Origin of the sequence: Streptomyces sp. NPDC015532 (genome assembly GCF_043078065.1) — a bacterium.
GTDB lineage: Bacteria > Actinomycetota > Actinomycetes > Streptomycetales > Streptomycetaceae > Streptomyces.
The window spans coordinates 30,002-52,750 of sequence record NZ_JBIBSY010000024.1 but is presented as its reverse complement, the minus strand read 5'-3'; the positions used below and the strand labels follow the sequence as shown (position 1 = coordinate 52,750).

Genomic DNA, 22,749 nt, shown 5'->3' with positions numbered 1-22,749 from the left:
GGAAGAGAACCACGGAACGAGCCGCCGTACGGCGCAAGAGCGGCGGGAAACGAGCGCGCGGAGGAGTCTGTCGGACAACGTCCCGGCGCGGGTCCCTCCATCGGGTGCGCGCCTGCCGCTACGCTCCGTAGCCGAGGTCGCATTCCTGTCATCGGGCCGCTCCACGGGAGGCACAGCAATGACGCGCGAATCCGAGTCCGGACTGCCCATCGCACCGGTCTACGGCCCCGAGGCCCTGGAGGGCTGGGACCCGGCCGGGAAACTCGGCGCGCCGGGCGCGTATCCCTACACGCGCGGTGTCTACCCGTCGATGTACACGGGCCGCCCGTGGACGATGCGCCAGTACGCGGGCTTCGGTACGGCCGTGGAGTCCAACGCCCGCTACCAGCAGCTCATCGCACACGGCACGACGGGCCTGTCGGTCGCCTTCGACCTGCCCACCCAGATGGGCCACGACTCGGACGCCCCGCTCGCGCACGGCGAGGTCGGCAAGGTCGGCGTGGCCATCGACTCGGTCGACGACATGCGTGTCCTGTTCGACGGGATCCCGCTGGACAAGGTCTCCACCTCGATGACGATCAACGCTCCCGCCGCGCTGCTGCTGCTCATGTACCAGCTCGTCGCCGAGGAACAGGGCGTCCCCGCCGACCGGTTGACGGGCACCGTCCAGAACGACGTCCTCAAGGAGTACATCGCCCGCGGTACGTACATCTTCCCGCCCAAGCCGTCCCTGCGGCTGATCGCGGACATCTTCAAGTACTGCGGGACCGAGATCCCGAAGTGGAACACCATCTCGATCTCGGGCTACCACATGGCCGAGGCGGGCGCCTCTCCCGCGCAGGAGATCGCGTTCACGCTCGCCGACGGCATCGAGTACGTCCGTACGGCCGTCGCGGCGGGCATGGACGTCGACGACTTCGCGCCCCGCCTCTCCTTCTTCTTCGTCGCCCGTACGACGATCCTGGAGGAGGTCGCCAAGTTCCGCGCCGCACGCAGGATCTGGGCCCGGGTGATGCGGGACGAGTTCGGCGCGAAGAACCCCAAGTCGCTGATGCTGCGCTTCCACACCCAGACGGCGGGCGTCCAGCTCACCGCGCAGCAGCCGGAGGTAAACCTCGTCCGGGTCGCGGTCCAGGGCCTCGGCGCCGTCCTCGGCGGCACGCAGTCGCTGCACACCAACTCCTTCGACGAGGCCATCGCGCTGCCCACCGACAAGTCCGCGCGCCTCGCCCTGCGCACCCAGCAGGTCCTCGCCTACGAGACGGACGTGACGGCGACGGTCGACCCGTTCGCCGGCTCGTACGTCATCGAGAGCATGACCGACGACGTCGAGGCGGCGGCCGTCGATCTCATGACGCGGGTCGAGGACCTGGGCGGCGCGGTCGGGGCCATCGAGCACGGCTTCCAGAAGGGCGAGATCGAGCGCTCCGCCTACCGGGTCGCCCAGGAGACCGACTCCGGCGAGCGCGTGGTCGTCGGCGTCAACCGCTTCCAGCTCGACGAGGAGGAGCCGTACGAACCGCTGCGCGTCGACCCGGCCATCGAGGCACAGCAGGCCGAACGCCTCGCCCGGCTCCGCGCCGAGCGCGACCAGAAGGCCGTCGACACCGCCCTCGCCGCCCTGAAGAAGGCCGCCGAGGGCACCGGCAACGTCCTGTACCCGATGAAGGACGCCCTGCGCGCCCGCGCCACGGTCGGCGAGGTCTGCAACGCCCTGCGCGAGATCTGGGGGACGTATGTGCCGACGGATGCCTTCTGACCTGCGCGATTCCTCCGTCCGGACGATCGGGGCCGGCGGGCCCGGAGCGTCCCGGTCCCCGAATCCGGCGGTGTCGTTCCCGGCTTCCCCGCGGACACGCTCCTCGACGGTGACTGACCGGCGAGACGCCCCTGCCCGCTGTCGTGGCCGCGTGCGACACTCGCTCTCATGCTTGGTGTCATCGATCTCCCCACCTATCTCGCGGGTCTCGTCCTGATCGTCCTCCTGCCGGGACCGAACTCGCTGTACGTGCTGTCCGTCGCCGCCCGCAAGGGTGTCCGTACGGGCTATACCGCCGCCGCGGGTGTGTGGTGCGGGGACACCGTGCTGATGACCCTGTCGGCGGCCGGTGTGGCGTCGCTGCTCCAGGCGAACGAGGTGCTGTTCAGCATCGTGAAGTACGCCGGTGCGGGATATCTGACCTGGCTGGCGGTCGGGATGCTGCGCGCCGCGCGGGCGATGTGGCAGGCCCGGCGGGAGCCCGTCGCCGAGAGCGCGGAGACCGAGGCGGAGGCGGGGGAGCGGCCGTTCCGGCGGGCGCTGGTGATCAGCCTGTTCAACCCGAAGGCGATCCTGTTCTTCGTGGCCTTCTTCGTTCAGTTCGTCGACCCCGGATATGCCTACCCGGCCCTGTCGTTCGTCGTGCTCGGCGCCTTCGCCCAGCTCGCGAGCGTCCTGTATCTGACCGCGCTGATATTCAGCGGTACGCGCCTCGCGGCGGCCTTCCGCCGGCGCAAGCGCCTCTCCGCGGGCGCCACGACGGCCGCCGGCGCCCTCTTCCTCGGCTTCGCGGTCAAGCTCACGCTCGCCGGAGCCTAGGACCTGTCCGGCCGGGGGTCGGTCAGCCGGCGCTCAGGCCCACCCGGGCCGCGTACTCCTCCAGGCCCCGCGCGTCGGTGCCCGCCCAGCCCACGTACCCGTCGGGGCGGACGAGGAAGACCCCGGTCCCGTACGGCCCGTACGACCCGATCCGCGCGGCGCGGACGCCGGGGAGCGCCGGTGCTTCCGCGTCCGTGCCGACCGCGAGCAGTGTCCAGTGCGCTCCCCGGAACACGTCGAAGAGGCGTACGCCGTCCACGGTTCCGTCGGGGGCGCGGTCGCCCGCCCGAAGGGCCTCGTCCGGCAGTCCCGTACGGGTCTCCACGGCGAGGGAGGAGCCGCGGTAGCCGAGGCCGAGCTGACGGGTCTCGTTGCCGCGGCGGGCCTCGCCGCGGTGGATCCGGGTGGACAGGCCGAGCATGTCGGCGGCGACGGGGAGCCGCTCCTCCTCGTAGGTGTCGAGGAGGGACGCGGGAGCCTCGCCGCGCAGCACCGCGCCGAGCTTCCAGCCCAGGTTGTAGGCGTCCTGGACGCTGGTGTTGAGCCCCTGCCCGCCCGCCGGTGAGTGGATGTGCGCCGCGTCTCCGGCGAGGTGGACCCGTCCGGCGCTGAAGCGGTCGGCCAGCGCCGTGCGCGGCCGGAAGTCCGAGGCCCACCGCACCTCGGTCACGGCCTCGGGCGAGAGGTGGGAGCGCGCGGCGACGGTCTTGCGGACGCCGTCGAGGGACGGGTCGACGTCCGTGCCCTCCGGGAACTGCGCCACGACCTGGAAGTCCTCCGTACCGGCGAGCGGGCAGATCGCCAGGAAGCCGCCGGTGCCCTCACGCGGCGGGAAGACATGCCAGTTGTCGCGGTCCAGCCCGGTGATCCGGACGTCCGCGACGAGCATCGGGTGCGGGTCGAGGGTCTCTCCGGCCATGGCGATCCCGAGCGCGCGCCGTACGGCCGAGCGGCCACCGTCGGCGGCGACGACGTACCGCGCGCGGACCGGCGGGCCGGAGGCGAACCCCACGGTCACACCGTTCCCGTCCTGGTCGGCGGAGACGACCTCACGGCCGAAGGCGACCCGGCCGCCGAGTTCCTGGAGCCGCGAGAAGAGGATCTCCTGCGTGCGCCACTGCGGCACCATCCACGGCGCGTTGTACGGCGAGTCGTCGCTCGGCTCGGCCGGGTCGAACATCTGGTGCTCACCCACGCGCTCGCCGTCCTGCCAGATCATCCCGACCGGGTAGCCGCCGCCCGCCGCGCGGATCGCGTCGAGGACGCCGAGGTCGTCGAAGACCTCCATCGTGCGCGGCTGGATCCCCTTGCCGCGGGAGCCGGGGAACAGCCCGTCGGCCCGCTCGACGACGAGGGCGTCCACACCCCGCCGGGCGAGATCGGCGCCGAGGGCGAGACCGGTCGGGCCGGCGCCCACGACGAGTACGTCCACGGTCACGTCCACAGCCATCTCCTTAACGCTGTTAAGTTCCATGCGGCGAGCATGCCCTTAACGGCGTTAAACTGTCAAGTGTGGTTACCCAGAGACCCCAGCGGTCCCCCAAGCTGGACAAGAGGCAGGTCGTCGAGACCGCCCTGCGGCTGCTCAACGAGACGGGCCTCGACGGCCTGACCCTGCGGGCCATCGCCAAGGAGCTGGACGTCCAGGCGCCCGCGCTCTACTGGCATTTCAAGAACAAGCAGGAACTGCTCGACGAGATGGCCACGGAGATGTACCGCCGGATGGTCGACGTCCCCGGAGCGGCGGAGGGCGACGGCTGGCGGGAGCGGCTCCTCGCCGCCAACCGCGGCCTGCGCGCCGCCCTGCTGAGCTACCGCGACGGCGCCAAGGTCTTCAGCGGTTCACGCTTCACGGGGACCCTGCACGCCGTCGAGATGGAGCGGACGCTGCGGCTCTTCACCGAGGCGGGATTCACCCTCACCCAGGCGGTCCGCGCGACGTCCACCACCTACGTGTACACGATCGGCTTCGTCACCGAGGAGCAGGGCGTCCAGCCGCTGCCGGGCGAGCGCCGCGAGGGGTACGACATGGACGAACGCGCGCGCCGCATGGCCGACTTCCCTCTGGCGGCCGCGGCGGGCGCGGAGATCTTCGAGGACTACGAGCGGCACTTCGAGGAAGGGCTCGGCCTGATCGTCGCGGGCATCGAGACGCGCTACGGGATCGGCTGAGCCCGACCGCGTCCGGCCGCTGCCCTCCCCGTCCCCGGCGCGCTACGGGCGCGGCCTCGACAGTGCCGTGCGGAGCCTCGGGGTGAGCCGGCTCTCCACGAACCGGTTGAGCAGCCAGGCGAGCAGCAGCATCGTGGCGACCGTGGCCAGGAACGTGCCGTACGACGGGATGTGCAGGGTCCGGTGACAGGCCTCGATGACGACCCAGCCCAGGTGTTCGTGGACCAGGTAGAACGGATACGTCAGCGCGCCGGCGACCGTCAGCCAGCGCCAGTTCGCCCAGTGCAGCCAGCCCAGTGCGATCGCCGCGACGGCGGCGTAGCCGAAGGTGACGACGAGGACGATGGCGAGGGACGAGCGGTCGGAGAAGAACTCCGGGTTCGGGGCGTGCCACAGGCGCTGGACCGCGTAGTGCTGGCCGATCAGCCAGCTCACGCCGACGATGCCCCAGGCGTACGCGTCACGCCGGTCGCGGTGGACGAGGTAGAGGCCGACGCCGCCGATGAAGTACGGGGCGTACTCCGGCATCAGGACCGTGGTGAGCAGTGGCTCGTTCACGCCCTGCGCGACGGCCGCGGCCAGGGTCCAGCCGGCGCAGAACAGGATCACGCGCTGCCGGTTCGCCCCCGGCAGCACGATGCACAGCGCGAAGAGGGCGTAGAAGCGGACCTCGGCCCACAGGGTCCAGCACACGCCGAGCACCCGGTCGACGCCCAGCGGCTGCTGGAGCATGGTGAGGTTGAGCAGCGCGTCGCTCGGCGAGACCGTCTTGTACGCCACCACGGGCAGGGCGAACACGGCCGTCACGATGATGATCGCGGCCCAGTACGCGGGCAGCAGCCGTGAGGCGCGGGACGCGAAGAAGGAGCGCAGCGGCCGGCCCCAGCCGCTCATGCAGATGACGAAGCCGCTGATCACGAAGAAGACCTGCACACCCAGGCAGCCGTAGGCGAACAGATGGTGCAGGGTGGGGAACTGATGCCTGGGCGAACTGCCCCAGGCCCGAACCACCTCGCCGTCCCGGCCGCCGTAGTGGTACCCCGCCACCATCAGGGCCGCGACGAGCCGCAGCCCGTCGAGGGCGCGCAGCCGGTTCTCCCGGGGCGCCGCGGGTCGGGGCGCGGCAGACGTCTCGGCAGGTGGCAGGACGGTACGGACCACGGTGCCGTTCGACGTCCCGCGGGCCTCCTCGGGCGTGTCGATCACAAGGTTCCCCTCGATGGGACTCAGCTGGCCCACAGCACGTTAGTCCGATAGTCGGGGATACTTGCGGCCTGGCGAGGCCGGTTCGCCGTCCTGCCCACGGGAGTTCATCTGTGGGACGCCCTCACGTTGAGGACTCTTCCGAATCGTGACAAATCGCCCTTGTGTGGGGCGGTCCCGAAAGGGAGCGGGCCCGGTCGTGTCCGACCGGGCCCCTGGTGTTCCGCGCGGGAAGCGGGGCCGCCTCAGCGGCCCACCGCCCGCTTCAGCGAGCGCGCCCTGCGGGCCACCCGGCGCACGGTCGCGTTGCGCGGGATGAAGGCGAGCTGGGCCGGGACCGCTCCGGGCAGGGCCAGCGAGGTCAGGCGCTTGCGTTTGAAGAAGCGCCAGGTGTCCTGGGTGAGCTGGTTCGTCAGATAGCTCTCCGCGGCCGGACGCAGGTCCGGGTAGATCTTCGGCTGCATCGCGAAGCCGACGGCTCTCAGCAGCCTCGTCAGGTCCGCCACGCCCATGCCGGGGCGCTGTTCGGTGACCGCCGCGCCGTCCGATAGGTCGGGCAACAGCGCGTCGACGATGGTCACCGGGACGCGGTTGCTGTTCTCGTAGGGGGTGAGCCGGTCCAGCAGCGGGCCGGTTCCGACGCGGGCGACCGGCAGGCCGTACAGCGCGGACGCCGTGAGCAGCGCCGTGGAGAAGCAGCCGACCACCAGAGCGGGACGCATCCGCTGGTAGAGGACCTCCGCGAGGACCGGGGTGTCGAGGACGGTGAGGTCGGCGCCCAGCCTCTCAGCCTCCTTCTCCAGCAGCCGCGACCAGCGCGCCGGGGCCGAGGGGTGCGGCTTGAACACCACGCGGGTGTGGCCGAGCGTCAGGGCCCCCTTCAGCATCCGTACGTGCAGTTCCTCCTCCTCCTCGGGGGTGAGGATCTCCAGGGCCGAGAGGTACTGGCCGAGCAGCAGGGCCGGCTCGTCGACCGACGGCAGCTCGTCACCGGTGTCGACGAGTTCCGCGAGCACCTTCACGAACGCGTCCGTGGGCACGATCTGCGGCTCGACGTCGAACTCGGTGAGCAGCAGCGGCTTCAGACCGGGGACCAGGTCCAGATGGAGCAGCCGGGTCACCCGGGTGCCGACCAGCGGGTCGATCTTGTTGCGGGTGGGGCCGTAGCTCATCAGACCGTCGGCGTACACCGTGACGGGCGCGCCCATGAAGATCTGGGAGACGCCGAGCGCCGGGTTGACCTGGATCGACTCCACGGCCAGTTCGACGTCGTCGTCACCGAGGTCCCAGGCGAGCCGCAGATGCCGCTCCCACAGGGGGACGTCGTCCGGCCGCGGAGCCCAGCCGCCCGGGTGGAAGGGGGAGATGGTGTCGTTCCACGAGATGACGTCGTCGAAGCGGCCGCGCAGCCGCTCGAAGCCGGGCATCCCGTCCACCGCGGACGTCGTCTCCGGCGTCGCCGTGTTGTTCGAGACGAGCAGGATGCGCCGGTCGGCGGGCCCGAAGCCGTCGGTGTCCAGGGCCGCGGCGAGCGTGGCCGTGCCGTACAGCGTGGACGCCATGAAGATCTGGGTGGTCACGCGGCCACCCCCGCGGCGGGCGCGGGCCGTCGGCGCAGCCGGCGCAGCCGGGTGGCGCGCTGGACGTCCATCGAGTCGAGGGCCTCGTCGAGCACACCCTGGGGCATTCGGCGCAGTGCGACGGCACTCAGGGACTTCAGTTTCCGTGCCACTGCCGGCTCGAACCTTTCGATGGATCCCAGATGGTGGGAAATAATCGCGCAATAGGTGCGCACGGCTTTGGGCAGGAGCTTTTCCGCGTCCCGGTCCTCGGCCGTTTCCGCCACGACCTGGTCGAACGCGCGAATGAAATCGAGTTGGCGCACGTCCCCGATCTGAGTGAGGGAGGAGGCGACGCCGCGCCGGTAGAACACCCCGAGCAGGCCCACCGTGGCGAAGGATTCCGCCTCCCGGTGCAGCTTCCAGATCCACGGCCGGTCCTCGGCCGTGCGCAGACCGTCGGTGAAGTGGAGCAGTCCCCGGTCGACCAGCCGGCGGTGGTAGACGCCCGCCCAGGCGTAGGCGTAGTCGACGGAGGTGGAGCGGTCGGAGGGGAGGATGGCGTCACGGGGGTTCAGGACGACTCCGCGACGGCCGTGCGGAACACGGTGGACGGTGCGGGCCCGCGCGGTGCACTGGACATGGTCCGTACGGACGAAGTCGCAGCCCAGGTCCTCGATGGAGGAGACGAGTTGTTCGTAGTATCCGGGGGCGAGCCAGTCGTCCCCGTCGAGGAACGTGAGGTACTCGCCACGCGCTGCGTCGATCCCGGTGTTGCGGGCGGTGGCCAGTCCTCCGTTCTTCTCGTGTCTGACATACACCGCACCCGGGAGCTCGCGCTCGGCGCGCGCGAGGATGTCCGGTGTCTCGTCGCGCGAGCAGTCGTCGACGAGAATGAATTCGAAATCCTGGCGCGCGTTGGCACGCAGGCTCTTCAGGGTGTCGGGCGCGTATTGCTGCACGTTGTAGAACGGCACGATGACGGAGAGCTTGACCACCCCTGTGACGTTAGGGGGCGGCCCGGCATTCGTCTTTACCGTTGGTGAGATGCAAGGTGAACGACGCGTGGCGGTACCGTGAACCACGTCGTTTTCTCAGCCGTTCCCTGGCCGATTCCCCATTCGTCGACGCGCTGTTAACCGTTTGTTGTATTCAGGTTGGGCCGCTCCTCGGAATGGCTTCCTAGCGTCTAGGACGTGCCAGCAAGTACCTCGAAGTCGCTGCGGGTGGCCGTCCTCGCGGATTCCGACACCCGGTGGAAATGGGGCTCGCTCACCGCGAGCCGCCTCTCCCCGGCAGGATCGGACATCCGCCTCGACGGATTCCTCCTGCGCGGCCGTGCCACCCCGACCGCCCGCCAGCTCGAAGAGGTCGGCGTCCGCGCGGACTCCCTCCGCGAGGTCACCGCCCTCGAATTCCTGCGCGAGCTGGGCCAGGAGGACCGCGTCTACGACGTGGTCGTCCTCGCCCTGGTCGGCGGTGCCGTCCAGGCGGTCCTGCACGGCCTGTCCCACGCCTGGGACGGACGGGCGAAGCGGCCCCTGGTCGTCACCGGCTATGTCGGCGTCGTCTACGAGAAGCTCGCCGACGGGCTGCTCCTGCGGCACGGCGCGGATCTCGTCCTCGCCAACTCCCGCCAGGACGCGGACCGCTTCCGGGCCGTGTACGAGGGCGTCGGCGCCGACGCCGGATCGGTGACCGAGGTAGCGCTGCCCTTCCTCGGCGGGGCCGCCTACGCGGAGCACGACCCGGCCGCGAAGCCGGGGCGGCCCCACACGGTCGTCTTCGCCGCCCAGCCCTCCGTGCCGGAGAGCCGCAAGGACCGTACGTACCTGCTGGACCGGCTCATCGGCCACGCGCGGCTGCACCCGGACCGCGAGGTGCTGCTCAAGCTGCGCTCCAAGCCGGGCGAACACACCACGCACATCGAGGAACTGCCGTACCAGAAACTGGTGCAGAAGGCGGACCCGCCGGCCAACTTCCGCCTCGTGTACGGGCACATGGGCGAGGTCCTCGACCGCACCGACCTGCTGGTCACCATCAGCTCCACCGCGGCCCTGGAGTCCCTGCACCGCCGTATCCCCACCGTCGTCCTCAGCGACCTCGGGGTGCGCGAGGCGCTCGGCAACCACCACTTCGTGGGCTCCGGCTGCCTCGCCTCCTGGGACCAGCTCGACGCGGGGCACCGGCCGGTTCCCGACGCGGACTGGGTGGCCCGGCAGGGCGTCGCCGCCGAGGGAGACGCGTACGAGACCGCCTTCGACGCCGCCCGGACACGCCTCACCGAGCTGCTGGCGGCGGACAGGCTGCCGCCGCTCGCCCCCTACTACACGCCCGTCACCGCGCCCGGCTATCTGCCCGGCATCCTCGCCCGCCACCACCTCGCCCCGGACGGCGGCCCGCTGCCCGGCGCCCCGGCGGCGGACCGGGAACCCAGCCCCGTACGGCAGTTCGTGCGCCGGGCCGCCCGCGGCGCCTACCGCCACGGCGTCCAGCGCGTGGCACCGGTGATCCGGCGGATGGGCGACCTGTGAGCGCCCCGACAGCGGGCTGCCCGCGGTCCCTCACCCCCCACGCCTTCCTCACCTCCCTCGTCTCCCTCGTCAAGGAGCACAGCGCATGACCAACTCCGAAGCGGGCCAGGCCGCGCCGGTGCGCCGCGTACTCGCGGTGATCCCCGCGCGCGGCGGCTCCAAGGGCGTGCCCGCCAAGAACCTCCTGCCGGTCGGCGGTGTGCCGCTGGTGGCCCGCGCGGTGCGCGAGTGCCGCGCCGCCCGCCTCGTGACCGACGTCGTCGTCTCCACCGACGACCAGGCCATCGCGGCGGCCGCCCGCCAGGCCGGCGCCGAGGTCGTGCTGCGCCCCGCCGCCATCGCCGGGGACACCGCCACCTCCGAGGCCGCCGTCCTGCACGCCATGGACACCCACGAGGCGCTGCACGGCTCCCCGGTCGACGTCGTGCTGCTCGTCCAGTGCACCAGCCCGTTCATCATCCGCGAGGACGTGGACGGCGTCGTGAACGCGCTCGTCGCGAACGGAGCGGACACGGCGCTGACCGTGGCCCCCTTCCACGGCTTCGTGTGGCGCGACGGGGACGACGAGCCCGCCGCCGCGGTGGCCGTCGAAACCGGGCGCGCGGCCGTCGACGGCGGCACCGACACCCTGGTCGAGGACACCACGGTCAGTGGCGGCTACGGCGTCAACCACGACAAGTCCTTCCGCCCGCGCCGCCAGGACCGCCCCCAGGACCTCCTGGAGACCGGAGCCGTCTACGCCATGGAGGCGAACGGCTTCCGGATCGCCAGGCACCGGTTCTTCGGCCGCACCGAACTCGTGCGCACCGACCCGGCCCGCGTGCTGGAGATCGACGACCCGCACGACCTCGCCCGCGCCCGGGCCCTCGCGCCGCTCTTCGACGCGAACCGGCCCGGCACCCTCCCGACCGCCGCCGACATCGACGCGGTCGTCCTCGACTTCGACGGCACCCAGACCGACGACAGGGTGCTGATCGACTCCGACGGACGGGAGTTCGTCTCCGTGCACCGCGGGGACGGCCTCGGTATCGCGGCCCTGCGCAAGAGCGGGCTGACGATGCTGATCCTGTCCACGGAACAGAACCCGGTCGTCGCCGCCCGGGCCCGGAAGCTCAAGATCCCGGTCCTGCACGGCATCGACCGGAAAGACCTCGCACTGAAGCAGTGGTGCGAGGAGCAGGGCATCGCGCCTGAGCGCGTGCTCTACGTCGGCAACGACGTCAACGACCTCCCCTGCTTCGCCCTCGTGGGCTGGCCGGTGGCGGTCGCGAGCGCCCACGACGTCGTGCGCGGCGCCGCACGCGCGGTCACCACCGTCCCCGGCGGCGACGGCGCGATCCGAGAGATCGCCAGCTGGATCCTCGGCCCTTCTCTCGACTCCCTCGACAAGTAAGGAACGTCTCACCATGAGCAACTCCCGTCTGCGCACCTTCGGTTCGAAGACCGCCGGCCCCGGCCGCCCCGTCTACGTCGTCGGCGAGATCGGCATCAACCACAACGGCGAGCTCGAGAACGCCTTCAAGCTGATCGACGCCGCCGCCGAAGCCGGCTGCGACGCCGTCAAGTTCCAGAAGCGCACCCCGGAGATCTGCACCCCGCGCGACCAGTGGGACATCGAGCGCGACACCCCCTGGGGCCGCATGACCTACATCGACTACCGCCACCGGGTGGAGTTCGGTGAGGACGAGTACCGCCAGATCGACGAGTACGCCAAGAGCAAGAACATCGACTGGTTCGCCTCCCCGTGGGACACCGAGGCCGTCGCCTTCCTGGAGAAGTTCGACGTCCCGGCCCACAAGGTCGCCTCCGCCTCCCTGACCGACGACGAGCTGCTCCGCGCCCTGCGCGGCACCGGCCGCACGGTCATCCTCTCCACCGGCATGTCGACGCCGAAGCAGATCCGCCACGCGGTCGAGGTCCTCGGCAGCGACAACATCCTGATGTGCCACGCCACGTCGACCTACCCGGCGCAGGCCGAGGAGCTCAACCTCCGCGTCATCAACACCCTCCAGGCCGAGTACCCGAACGTCCCGATCGGCTACTCCGGCCACGAGACGGGCCTGCAGACCACGCTCGCCGCCGTCGCCCTCGGCGCCGCCTTCGTCGAGCGTCACATCACCCTCGACCGCGCGATGTGGGGCTCCGACCAGGCCGCCTCCGTCGAGCCGCAGGGCCTCACCCGCCTCGTCCGCGACATCCGCACCATCGAGGCCTCCCTCGGCGACGGGGTCAAGAAGGTCTACGACTCCGAGCTCGGCCCGATGAAGAAGCTGCGCCGCGTCACGGGCGTCATCGCCGAGGCCGAGATCGCCGCGGCCGCGGGCGAGCCCGTCACGGTCTGAACGCCCTGAATCCCTTACGACGGGACGGTCGTACCTCGATGAGCCCCCGCGCCGGTTCCGCCGGCTCCCCCACTCTCGCCTTCGTCGAGAGCCCGGTACAGCTCCTGAACGTGCTGGAGTGGGCGCACGCGCATGCCCACAACGGTGCGGCGCCCGGCGCGGGGCTCACCCTCGTCGTCCTGTCCCCCAACGACCCGATGACCCGCGGCCAGCTCCGCCGGATGGCGGAACTGGCCCGCGACGAGGGCCACGCGGTCCGCTGGGAGGAGGCGCGCGGCGGCACCACGGCCCCCTTCCACACCATCGGGGGACTGGCACCGATGCTGCGCCGGGCCCGGCGGATCGTCATGGGGGACCCGTTCTCCCGCTATGTGCAGCTTCTGCTGACCATCACCAGGGCGCGCGACCTGGTCGTGGTGGACGACGGCACGGCGACGATGGAGTTCGTCGCCCAGCTCGCCCGCGGTGAGCGCCTGGTGCGCTGGCACCGGCGCGGTGGCCGCCCCGGCCCCCGGGACGTGCTCTTCGCTCCCGTGTCAGCCTTGGCCCGCCGCCGGCTGACGCCCAGCGAGCGCCGTACTGTCGAGGTGTTCTCCTCGATGCCGATCGCATCGGCGCCGGACGGTGTCACGATCACCGCCAACGACTTCGCCTGGACCCGGGACCGGTTCGGCCCGCCGCGCCTCACCAAGGGCGCCGACCTGGTCGGCACCTCGCTCGTCGAGACGGGCGTGGTCGACCCGGACCGCTACGTGGAAGCCGTCCGCGCGCTCGCCAGGGCGCACGGCGCGACCCGCTATTTCGCCCACCGCCGCGAGAGCGCGGAGAAACTGCACCGGCTGGCCGCCGAGACGGGCCTGGAGATCGTCCGCCCGGACCTGCCGCTCGAACTGATCGCCCGGCGCGGCCCCATAGGCCGCACGATCCTGAGCTTCCCGTCCACGGTCGTCCACACACTGCCGCTCGCGCTGGCCGGCACCGAGGTGCGGGTCGCGGTCTGCGACATCGACCCCGCCTGGCTGACGGAGAACGCCTCGCCGAGGGCCCAGGGCTTCCTGTCCGGGGTCACGGGGACCGCCCGGGACGTCCACCGCCTCTCGGCGGTCACCACCATCTAGTTCACGCGCCACGAGCCCGGGCCGGTTCACGAGCACGGGCCGGAGCCGGTTCACGCGCCACGAGCCGGCCCTGCCGTCCGTCGCGCCTGTCCCGTCGGACAGGACCCTCCCGCCCGGAGCGGCGGCACCCGCACTCCGGGCCCCCGTATCACGGACCGTGACTCCCTCGTCGCGAACCGGTGACGGGTTCGGGACCCGGGTGCGGTGGTGTGAGACCGTGGAGACCACGAAGGGGAATGGTTCCGGTCACACCCGGCGTTCCCCGGTGCACGGCGGCGGGCGAACCCCTGCCGCGTCGGATCACGGCCGGTCACCCGCATCCGTTCAAGATCCAAACGCCCGAAAAGACGGGCGAGTTTACCCATCCTCGTAGCCGACCATGCGCCGCGCGGCCAGATTTTCTTCCCCTAACGGGCTGAACTTTTGTTGATCGTGGGTTAGTTGGCCGCCCGATCGTCCTACCCTTCAAAGGGTGAACCAACTGATGTCCCGAGAGTCCGAGGCCGATCTCCCCGGGGAGCCGCTGCTCCCGGGCGCGCTGCCCGAGGCACTGCGCGCCGAACTCGTGGCGTTCCGCCGCGACCTGCACATGCACCCGGAGCTCGGCAACCAGGAGTTCCGCACCACCGCGGCGATCAAGGCGCGCCTGGAGCAGGCGGGCCTGAAGCCGCGTGTTCTCTCCATCGGTACGGGACTCATCTGTGACATCGGGGACGCGGACGACCGGCGCCCCATGCTGGCGCTGCGCGCCGACATCGACGCGCTGCCCATCCCGGACACGAAGAGTGACTGCGCCTACCGCTCGACCGTGCCCGACCGCGCCCACGCCTGCGGGCACGACGTCCACACGGCGGTCGTGCTCGGCGCCGGTCTCGTCCTCGCCGACCTGCACGCCCAGGGCCTGCTGCCCCGGCGCGTCCGGCTGATCTTCCAGCCCGCGGAGGAGGTGCTGCCCGGCGGCGCCCCGGACGTGATCGAGTCGGGCGCGCTCGAAGGAGTCGGGCGGATCGTCGGCGTGCACTGCGACCCGAAGGTCGACGCGGGGCGCATCGGATTGCGCCACGGCGCCATCACCTCGGCGTGCGACCGGCTCGAAGTCGCACTCGACGGCGCGGGCGGCCACACCGCACGCCCCCACCTCACCACCGACCTCGTCACCGCCGCCGCGCGGGTCGTGACCGACGTGCCGGCGCTCGTCGCCCGGCGCGTGGACGCCCGCAGCGGGCTCGCGGTGACCTGGGGGCGCATCGAGTCGGGGCACGCCTGCAACGTCATCCCCCAGCACGCCGAACTGTCCGGCACTATCCGCTGCCTGGACCTCGACGCCTGGCGGGCCGCCCCCGATCTCGTCCACGCGGCCATCGACGAGATCGCGAACCTCTACCGTGCCAAGTCCGAGATCAACTACATCCGGGGTGTCCCGCCGGTCGTCAACGACCCGGCGGTCACCGAACTGCTCCGCGACGCCATGACCGCCCGGCGCGGTTCGCAGTCCATCGAGGACACCGAGCAGAGCCTCGGCGGCGAGGACTTCTCCTGGTATCTGGAGCACGTGCCCGGCGCGATGGCCCGGCTCGGGGTGCGACGTCCCGGCGACCGTGCCACCCGCGATCTGCACCGGGGCGACTTCGACGCCGACGAGCATGCGATCACGGTCGGCGTCGAGATGTTCACCGCCGCGGCCCTCCTGAACCAGCCCTGAATCGGCGCCCGTGAGCGCGGTGGACACGGTCGGGTGACTCCGGTCGCGTCCCCCGCGCCCCGGCAGTAGCGTGGGCCGCAGTTCTTCGACAACAGTCACTCCGTGATGCGGGAATCACCCGCTCCGTCACAGGGGGTCCGTCCTGCGGATTCGCCGGTGACGGCGGTGGTGGGCACTGCGTCCCCGAACACGGCTTTCGGCCGCGTGGTTCACAAGGACGTAACCGGCCACCGGCACGAATGGATAACGGCCAGGCGGAACCCCGTTCCCTGGACGGTCTACGCGCGTTAATGTGCGCCGAACTCAGCACCCACTGCGGGGCTTTGGAGAATGGGGAACTTCAGATGCGTCGGATAGCCAGCCTGACCCGAATCGCGGTGGGGGTCGCGTCGCTCGCACTCGCCGCCACCGCCTGCGGCGGGACCAGCAGCGACAGCAACAGCAGCAGCAACAGCAGCGAGAGCGGCGGCACCAAGGGCCTCGCCATCGCGTACGACGTCGGTGGCAAGGGCGACCAGTCCTTCAACGACGCCGCGTTCGCCGGCCTGGAGAAGGCGCAGAAGGAGTTCGGCTACAAGACGGCCGACGTCGAGCCCACCGACAACGAGACGGACGCCGACAAGCAGCAGCGTCTGGAGTCGCTCGCCAAGCAGGGCTACAACCCGGTCATCGGCATCGGCTTCGCCTACGGCCCCGCGCTGGAGAAGGCGGCCGCGAAGTTCCCGAAGACCACCTTCGGCATCGTGGACTCGGTCGTCGAGGGCAAGAACGTGGCCTCCCTGGTCTTCGCCGAGCAGGAGTCCTCGTACCTCGCCGGTGTCGCCGCCGCCAAGGCCACCAAGAGCAACACCGTCGGCTTCATCGGCGGTGTGGACGTTCCGCTGATCCACAAGTTCGAGGCCGGCTACACGCAGGGCGTCAAGGACACCAAGCCCGGTGTGAAGGTCCTCTCGCAGTACCTGACGCAGACCGCCGCCGAGGGTGGCTTCTCCAGCCCCGACAAGGGCAAGGCCGCCGCCGAGGGCCAGATCGAGAAGGGCGCGGACGTCCTGTACTCCGCGGCCGGCCTCTCGGGTCAGGGTGTCATCGAGGCCGCCTCCAAGGCGGGCGTGTGGGCGATCGGCGTCGACTCCGACCAGTACAAGCAGGAAGCGCTGGCGGCGTACAAGGACAAGATCCTGACCTCGGCGCTCAAGGACGTCGGCGGCGCGGTCTACACGCTGTCCAAGTCGGTCCACGACGGCAAGCCGCTGAACGGCACGCAGACCTTCGACCTCAAGGTCAACGGTGTCGGCCTCGCCGACAGCAACCCGAAGATGGCGGAGATCGCCGGTCTCACCGCCGCCGTGGACAAGGCCAAGGCGGCCATCATCGACGGCAGCATCAAGGTCAAGACCTCGTAGTCGTGTGAGCGGCGGCTGACCGCGACGGGCTCCCGGCCCGCCTCCGGCCCGCCTCTCCCCGCCGAAGCGGGCGAGCACGATCGAAGTACCGCGGAACGGGCGGGCACCCCAGGTGCCCGCCCGTTCCGCTGTCCGCGCACAGGGTCACCCTCCGCCACCTTCCCTCCGTGATCGACGTGTCCCGGGCCCGTTCGCACGTGGCGTCGAGCACAGCCGGATAACAAGGTGGACAGAAGGGGTTTTCTAGTTGGTCTACGCGCGTTAATCTGCGGCGAAGCCAGCGCCGAAGCTGAACCGTCAGGCGCTGAACGACAGGAGCACATGTAATGCGCCGGGTTACCCGCATCGCGCTCGCAGGTACTGCGACCGCCTCTCTCGCCCTCGCTCTGTCCGCCTGTGGCGGCACCTCGACCTCCTCGGACTCCTCGGACTCCAAGGGCGGTAACAAGGGTCTCGCCATCGCGTACGACGTCGGCGGCAAGGGCGACCAGTCCTTCAACGACGCCGCGTTCGAGGGTCTGAAGAAGGCGAAGGGCGAGTTCAAGTACGACACCGCCGACGTCGAGCCCACCGACGGCGAGACGGACGCGGACAAGACCCAGCGTCTGGTCTCCCTGGCCAAGCAGGGCTTCAACCCGGTCATCGGCATCGGTTACGCCTACGGCCCGGCCGTCAAGGCCGCCGCGGCGAAGTTCCCGAACACGACCTTCGGCATCGTCGACGACTCCACCGTCGAGGCGAAGAACGTCGCGGACCTGGTCTTCTCCGAGCAGGAGGCCTCGTACCTGGCCGGCGTCGCCGCCGCCAAGGCCACCAAGACCAACACCGTCGGCTTCGTGGGCGGCGTGGACGTTCCGCTGATCCACAAGTTCGAGGCGGGCTTCGAGCAGGGTGTCAAGGACACCAAGCCGGGCGTCAAGGTCCTCTCGCAGTACCTGACGCAGACCGCCCAGGAGGGTGGCTTCTCCAGCCCCGACAAGGGCAAGACGGCCGCCGAGGGCCAGATCGAGAAGAAGGCCGACGTCGTCTACGCCGCGGCCGGTCTGTCCGGCCAGGGTGTCATCGAGGCAGCCGCCGCCAAGAAGGTCCTGGCCATCGGTGTCGACTCGGACCAGTACCAGCAGGAAGCGCTGGCCCAGTACAAGGACTCGATCCTGACCTCCGCCACCAAGGATGTCGCCAAGGCGGTCTACAACCTGGCGAAGTCGGTCGAGGACGGCAAGCCCGAGAGCGGTATCGTTCGGGGCGATCTGAAGTCCGGTGAGGTCGGCCTGGCCGACTCCAACCCGGCCTACAAGAGCAACACCGCGATCCAGGACGCCGTCAAGGCCGCCCAGGAGAAGATCATCAGCGGTGCGATCAAGGTCAAGACCAGCTGACGAGCAGTACCTCAGGAGCAGCCAATGCGGTCCCGGGGAAGTTCGGGCAAGTCTTCGTGCCGGCCGGCACGAAGAGGCGCCTGTTCTGCCCCGGAGCCGCTTGGTAACCGCGGGGTTACGTCCGCTCAACGGGATACGAGGAGTGTTGCTCCACGTATCCCGTTCTCGCGGCCTGTGGCCCCTTTCGTTGCCGTAGGGGCGCTACGCGCGTAGACGACCCCCTTTCCCTCAGGAGAGTGCGCCATCAACGCGTCCAGCAGCCCTCCGGCCGGCGCGGTCAACGGTCAGGCGACCGCTGTCGAACTCGCCGGGATCACGAAGCGATTCCCTGGCGTCGTGGCCAACCACGACATCCACCTCAGCGTCCGCAAGGGCACCGTGCACGCCCTCGTCGGCGAGAACGGCGCCGGCAAGTCGACGCTGATGAAGATTCTCTACGGCATGCAGAAGCCGGACGAGGGCACCATCGCCGTCGACGGCGAACAGGTCACCTTCTCGTCGCCGGGCGAGGCCATCGCCCGCGGCATCGGCATGGTCCACCAGCACTTCATGCTGGCCGACAACCTCACCGTCCTGGAGAACGTCGTCCTCGGCAGCGAGAAGCTGTACGGGATCGGCGCCAAGGCCCGCCGCAAGATCGTGGAGCTCTCCGAGCGCTACGGCCTCGGAGCCCGCCCCGACGTCCTCGTCGAGGAGCTCGGTGTCGCCGACCGGCAGCGCGTGGAGATCCTCAAGGTCCTCTACCGCGGTGCCCGCATCCTCATCCTGGACGAGCCCACCGCCGTCCTCGTGCCGCAGGAGGTCGACGCGCTCTTCGACAACCTGCGCGAACTCAAGGCCGAGGGCCTGTCGGTCATCTTCATCTCGCACAAGCTGGGCGAGGTCCTCTCCGTCGCCGACGACATCACGGTCATCCGGCGCGGTACGACGGTCGGCACCGCCGTGCCGTCCGAGACGACCCCGCGCCAGCTCGCCGAACTGATGGTCGGCAGCGAACTGCCGACGCCCGAGACGTCCGAGTCGACGGTCACCGACCAGGCCGTGATCGAGGTCGAGGACCTGACGGTCTTCGCCAAGGGCTCGGTGTCGATGGGCAAGGGCTCGGCCGCCCTGCTCATGGACCAGGTGGAGCGCGGCGAGGTACGGCTCGTGCTCGACCACGTGACCTTCACCATCCACGCCGGTGAGGTGATGGGCATCGCGGGTGTCGAGGGCAACGGCCAGACCGAGCTCATCGACGCGCTGATCGGCCTGAAGGCCGCCGACGCCGGTGTCATCCGCTTCGCGGGCGACGACATCACCGGGCTGTCCACGCGCAAGCGCCGCGAGAACGGCATCGGCTACATCCCCGAGGACCGCCACCGCCACGGCCTCCTCCTGGAAGCCCCCCTCTGGGAGAACCGCATCCTCGGCCATGTCACCGAGACGCCCAACGCCAAGGGCATCTGGATCGACATCAAGGGCGCCCAGCAGGACACCCGCCGCATCGTCGAGGAATACGACGTGCGCACCCCCGGCATCGACGTCACCGCGGCCTCCCTGTCCGGCGGCAACCAGCAGAAGCTGATCGTCGGCCGCGAGATGAGCCACAAGCCGAAGTTCCTGATCGCCGCCCACCCCACCCGTGGTGTGGACGTCGGCGCGCAGGCGCAGATCTGGGACCAGATCCGCGCGGCCCGCCGCGAAGGACTCGCCGTCCTGCTGATCTCCGCGGACCTGGACGAGCTCATCGGCCTGTCCGACACGCTCCGGGTGATCTACAACGGCAAGCTGGTCGCGGACGCGGACCCGGCCACCATCACCCCGGAGGAGCTCGGCTCGGCCATGACCGGCGCCGCCTCCGGACACCTGGAGAACGAGGAGCTCGCCGAAGCGGCCGAGCTCGAAGAGCCCGCCGAGAACCCGGCGGACGCCCCGGAAGACGAGGCCCGCTGATGAAGAAGTTCGACAAGGAGCGCCTGCTCCTCGGGGTGGCCGGACCGGTCATCGCGCTCGTCGTCGCCGTGGCGCTGACCTCGGTCGTGCTGCTCGCCTCGGGCAAGAACCCGATCGAGCCGTACACGATCATGTTCCAGCAGGCGACGTACTCCGACATCCAGGTCCTGATCATCAACCAGGCCTCGCTGTACTACATCGCGGCGCTGGCGGTGGCCATCGGCTTCCGGATGAACCTGTTCAACATCGGTGTCGACGGCCAGTACCAGCTCGCCGCCATGATGGCCGCGGTCGTCGGCGCGCACGTCGCGCTGCCGGCCGTCCTCCAGGTCCCGCTGCTGATGCTGACCGCCATCTGCACCGGCGCGTTCTGGGCCGGTATCGCCGGTGTCCTGAAGGTCACCCGCGGGGTCAGCGAGGTCGTCGCGACGATCATGCTGAACGCGATCGCGACCTCCGTCATCGCCTACCTGTGGCTGCCCGACGTCTTCGGCGTCAAGCTCGGCAACAACAACACCACCGGCGAGATGCACAAGTCCGGCTGGATCCCCGGCTTCAGCATGGGCGACGCGGGCGAGATCTACGGTCTGGTCGTCCTCGCCGTGATCCTCGGCATCGGCTACTGGATCGTCCTCAACCGCACCCGCTTCGGCTTCGACCTGCGCGCCTCCGGCGCCTCCGAGTCCGCCGCCGCGGCCAGTGGTGTCGACCCCAAGCGCATGGTGCTCACCGCGATGCTCCTCTCCGGCGGCATCGCCGGTCTCGCGGGTCTGCCGATCCTCCTCGGCGACACCCACACGTACAGCCTGAACTTCCCGACCGGCATCGGCTTCCTCGGTATCGGTATCGCGCTGCTCGGCCGCAACAGCCCCGTCGGCATCGCCTTCGCGTCCCTGCTGTGGGCCTGGCTCGACAAGTCCTCGCCCGAGCTCGACTTCCACGGGTACGACAAAGAGATCGCGGTCATCATGCAGGGCCTGATCGTGATCGCGGTCGTGGTCTCGTACGAGGCCGTGCGCGAGTGGGGTCTGCGCCGCCAGCAGCGCCGCGTCGGCGCCGAACTCGCCGCGGGCAACGTCCTCGGCGGAACCGACAACACCAAGAAGGAGGTGGCGGGCCGATGACCACCGCAACCGACGTCAACCAGCCCACGCTGCAGCCCGGGGCTCCCAAGAGCCGTCGGATGTCGCTCCCCGTCCTCCTGCTGGTGATCGCGGGCGGCCTGGCGCTGACCTCGATCGTCCGCATCATCACCGGCGCGGACGGCATCACCAACGTCAGCCAGATGTCGACCGCGCTCGAACTGGCCGTCCCGATCGGCCTGGCCGGTCTCGGCGGTCTGTGGGCCGAGCGCGCCGGCGTCGTCAACATCGGCCTCGAAGGCATGATGATCCTCGGCACCTGGTTCGGCGCCTGGGCCGGTTACCAGTGGGGCCCGTGGACCGGCATCCTGGTCGGCGTCATCGGCGGCGCCGTCGGCGGTCTGCTGCACGCGATCATGACGGTCAGCTTCAACGTCAACCACATCGTTTCCGGTGTGGCCATCAACATCCTGGCGCTCGGCGTCACCCGTTACCTCTCCCCGCTCGCCTTCGTGGGCGTCCCGGGCGGCTCGGCCAAGCAGTCCCCGCCGGTCGAGTCCCTCGGCCAGTTCACCGTGCCGGGGCTGTCCGACTGGCTCGCCACCCTGAACTCCAAGGGCTGGTTCTTCGTCTCGGACATCGCGGGTCTGCTCGGCGGCCTGGTCACCGACGTCTCCTGGCTGACCCTGATCGCCATCGCGCTGATCCCCGCCACCTGGTGGATCCTGTGGCGCACCCCGTTCGGCCTGCGCCTGCGCTCCTGCGGTGAGAACCCTGTCGCCTCCGAGTCGCTCGGCGTGAACGTCTACAAGTACAAGTACATCGCCGTGATCATCTCCGGCGGTCTGGCCGGCCTCGGCGGAGTCTTCCTCTCCATCGTCGCCAACCCCTTCTACCTGGAGGGCCAGACAGCCGGCCGCGGCTACATCGGTCTCGCGGCGATGATCTTCGGCAACTGGATGCCCGGCGGGCTCGCCCTGGGCGCGGTCCTGTTCGGCTACACCGACAGCCTCAACCTGCGCGGCGGCTCCGAGAACGTCCACGCCCTGCTGCTGCTCGGCGCCATCCTGCTCGTCATCGGCGCGATCTGGCTCGTGGTCAAGAAGAAGTACGTGTCCGCCGTCATCACCCTGGTCATCGGCGTCCTCGTGTTCCTCTGGTACGCCACGACCAACGAGGTGCCCAGCCAGATCGTCTCCGCCACCCCGTACGTCATCACCCTTCTCGTCCTCTCCCTGTCGGCGCAGCGCCTGCGCATGCCGAAGGCGGACGGCCTGCCGTACCGGAAGGGACAGGGGAAGTGACGGCCGCCGGCGCGGACTCCGCGGACGTCGACTGGGAGGAGCTGCGGCAGGTGGCCCGTACGGCGATGACCCGTGCGTACGCCCCCTACTCGGACTTCCCCGTCGGCGCCGCCGCCCGCGTCGACGACGGCCGGATCGTCTCCGGCTGCAACGTCGAGAACGCCTCATACGGCCTCGGCCTGTGCGCCGAGTGCGGTCTGGTCTCCGAACTGCGGGCCACCGGAGGCGGCCGGCTGACGCACTTCACGTGTGTCGACGGGCAGGGCGAGATCCTCGTCCCGTGCGGACGCTGCCGGCAGCTTCTCTTCGAGTTCGGCGGGGAGGAACTGATCCTGGAGACGCCGGGCGGGTTCGTGCCCCTGTCCGAGATGCTGCCGCAGGCCTTCGGGCCGGGCCATCTCACCAAGTAATGCCCCGCGGCCCCTCCGACCGGCTGAC

At 70.3% G+C, this 22,749-nt stretch carries 18 protein-coding genes; 14 read left to right on the top strand and 4 right to left on the bottom strand.

All coding sequences use genetic code 11. The features are described 5' to 3' along the window. The first annotated feature begins 178 nt into the window (after nucleotides 1-178). Both ACF07B_RS40370 and leuE read left to right on the top strand, forming a co-directional pair. On the top strand, nucleotides 179-1,759 hold the full coding sequence (locus ACF07B_RS40370; protein ID WP_392182612.1) for a methylmalonyl-CoA mutase: 1,581 nt from the start codon (nucleotides 179-181) through the stop codon (nucleotides 1,757-1,759). Between the two features lie 168 nt (nucleotides 1,760-1,927). Continuing rightward, a complete protein-coding gene (gene leuE, locus ACF07B_RS40365; protein ID WP_384233906.1) occupies nucleotides 1,928-2,578 on the top strand; it encodes a leucine efflux protein LeuE in 651 nt (216 codons plus the stop codon). Nucleotides 2,579-2,600: 22 nt separating this feature from the next. Here the strand turns inward: leuE and ACF07B_RS40360 are convergent, their stop codons facing one another. Next, entirely contained in the window at nucleotides 2,601-4,028 is a 1,428-nt protein-coding gene (locus ACF07B_RS40360; protein ID WP_392182611.1) for an FAD-dependent oxidoreductase, read from the bottom strand. 62 nt (nucleotides 4,029-4,090) lie between these two features. Here ACF07B_RS40360 and ACF07B_RS40355 point away from each other — a divergent pair, with 62 nt between their 5' ends. Beyond that, nucleotides 4,091-4,750 (top strand): TetR/AcrR family transcriptional regulator C-terminal domain-containing protein, encoded by a 660-nt coding sequence (locus tag ACF07B_RS40355; protein WP_369483315.1) that lies wholly within the window; start codon nucleotides 4,091-4,093, stop codon nucleotides 4,748-4,750. A gap of 42 nt (nucleotides 4,751-4,792) precedes the next feature. On the opposite strand, the gene ACF07B_RS40350 is transcribed toward ACF07B_RS40355, so the two are convergent. From ACF07B_RS40350 to ACF07B_RS40340, 3 genes are all read right to left on the bottom strand, one after another. Beyond that, nucleotides 4,793-5,956: an acyltransferase family protein gene (locus ACF07B_RS40350; RefSeq protein ID WP_392182610.1), complete on the bottom strand. Its 1,164-nt coding sequence runs from the start codon at nucleotides 5,954-5,956 to the stop codon at nucleotides 4,793-4,795. A 242-nt stretch (nucleotides 5,957-6,198) separates the two neighbouring features. Further along, complete coding sequence (locus ACF07B_RS40345) at nucleotides 6,199-7,533, bottom strand: polysialyltransferase family glycosyltransferase (protein ID WP_392182609.1); 1,335 nt, start codon at nucleotides 7,531-7,533, stop codon at nucleotides 6,199-6,201. After that, on the bottom strand, nucleotides 7,530-8,510 hold the full coding sequence (locus tag ACF07B_RS40340; RefSeq protein ID WP_362406425.1) for a glycosyltransferase family 2 protein: 981 nt from the start codon (nucleotides 8,508-8,510) through the stop codon (nucleotides 7,530-7,532). The genes ACF07B_RS40345 and ACF07B_RS40340 overlap by 4 nt, the downstream gene beginning before the upstream one ends. Nucleotides 8,511-8,708: 198 nt before the next feature. Here ACF07B_RS40340 and ACF07B_RS40335 point away from each other — a divergent pair, with 198 nt between their 5' ends. The 11 genes from ACF07B_RS40335 to ACF07B_RS40285 all read left to right on the top strand — a co-directional run bounded on the left by ACF07B_RS40335 (nucleotide 8,709) and on the right by ACF07B_RS40285 (nucleotide 22,721). Next, nucleotides 8,709-10,046, top strand: coding sequence for a DUF6716 putative glycosyltransferase (locus tag ACF07B_RS40335; RefSeq protein WP_392182608.1), 1,338 nt, complete (start codon nucleotides 8,709-8,711; stop codon nucleotides 10,044-10,046). A gap of 85 nt (nucleotides 10,047-10,131) precedes the next feature. Next, nucleotides 10,132-11,439, top strand: a complete 1,308-nt coding sequence (locus ACF07B_RS40330; RefSeq protein WP_392182607.1) for a cytidylyltransferase domain-containing protein — start codon at nucleotides 10,132-10,134, stop codon at nucleotides 11,437-11,439. Nucleotides 11,440-11,452: 13 nt separating this feature from the next. Beyond that, the gene (locus ACF07B_RS40325; RefSeq protein WP_392182606.1) at nucleotides 11,453-12,388 is read left to right on the top strand and encodes an N-acetylneuraminate synthase family protein; all 936 of its coding nucleotides are present in this window, start codon (nucleotides 11,453-11,455) and stop codon (nucleotides 12,386-12,388) included. Between the two features lie 38 nt (nucleotides 12,389-12,426). Beyond that, nucleotides 12,427-13,506, top strand: a complete 1,080-nt coding sequence (locus tag ACF07B_RS40320) for a hypothetical protein (protein WP_392182605.1) — start codon at nucleotides 12,427-12,429, stop codon at nucleotides 13,504-13,506. A gap of 484 nt (nucleotides 13,507-13,990) precedes the next feature. Then, nucleotides 13,991-15,208, top strand: coding sequence for a M20 family metallopeptidase (locus ACF07B_RS40315; protein ID WP_369483335.1), 1,218 nt, complete (start codon nucleotides 13,991-13,993; stop codon nucleotides 15,206-15,208). A gap of 344 nt (nucleotides 15,209-15,552) precedes the next feature. Continuing rightward, nucleotides 15,553-16,611: a BMP family protein gene (locus ACF07B_RS40310; protein WP_369483321.1), complete on the top strand. Its 1,059-nt coding sequence runs from the start codon at nucleotides 15,553-15,555 to the stop codon at nucleotides 16,609-16,611. Nucleotides 16,612-16,937: 326 nt separating this feature from the next. Next, nucleotides 16,938-17,990, top strand: coding sequence for a BMP family protein (locus tag ACF07B_RS40305; RefSeq protein WP_392182604.1), 1,053 nt, complete (start codon nucleotides 16,938-16,940; stop codon nucleotides 17,988-17,990). 243 nt (nucleotides 17,991-18,233) lie between these two features. Continuing rightward, nucleotides 18,234-19,925, top strand: a complete 1,692-nt coding sequence (locus ACF07B_RS40300) for an ABC transporter ATP-binding protein (RefSeq protein WP_384237123.1) — start codon at nucleotides 18,234-18,236, stop codon at nucleotides 19,923-19,925. Further along, complete coding sequence (locus tag ACF07B_RS40295; RefSeq protein ID WP_392182603.1) at nucleotides 19,925-21,049, top strand: ABC transporter permease; 1,125 nt, start codon at nucleotides 19,925-19,927, stop codon at nucleotides 21,047-21,049. Before ACF07B_RS40300 ends, ACF07B_RS40295 begins: the two co-directional genes overlap by 1 nt. Then, a complete protein-coding gene (locus ACF07B_RS40290; protein ID WP_392182602.1) occupies nucleotides 21,046-22,311 on the top strand; it encodes an ABC transporter permease in 1,266 nt (421 codons plus the stop codon). The genes ACF07B_RS40295 and ACF07B_RS40290 overlap by 4 nt, the downstream gene beginning before the upstream one ends. Beyond that, nucleotides 22,308-22,721, top strand: coding sequence for a cytidine deaminase (locus ACF07B_RS40285; RefSeq protein WP_392182601.1), 414 nt, complete (start codon nucleotides 22,308-22,310; stop codon nucleotides 22,719-22,721). Before ACF07B_RS40290 ends, ACF07B_RS40285 begins: the two co-directional genes overlap by 4 nt. Nucleotides 22,722-22,749 lie beyond the last annotated feature (28 nt).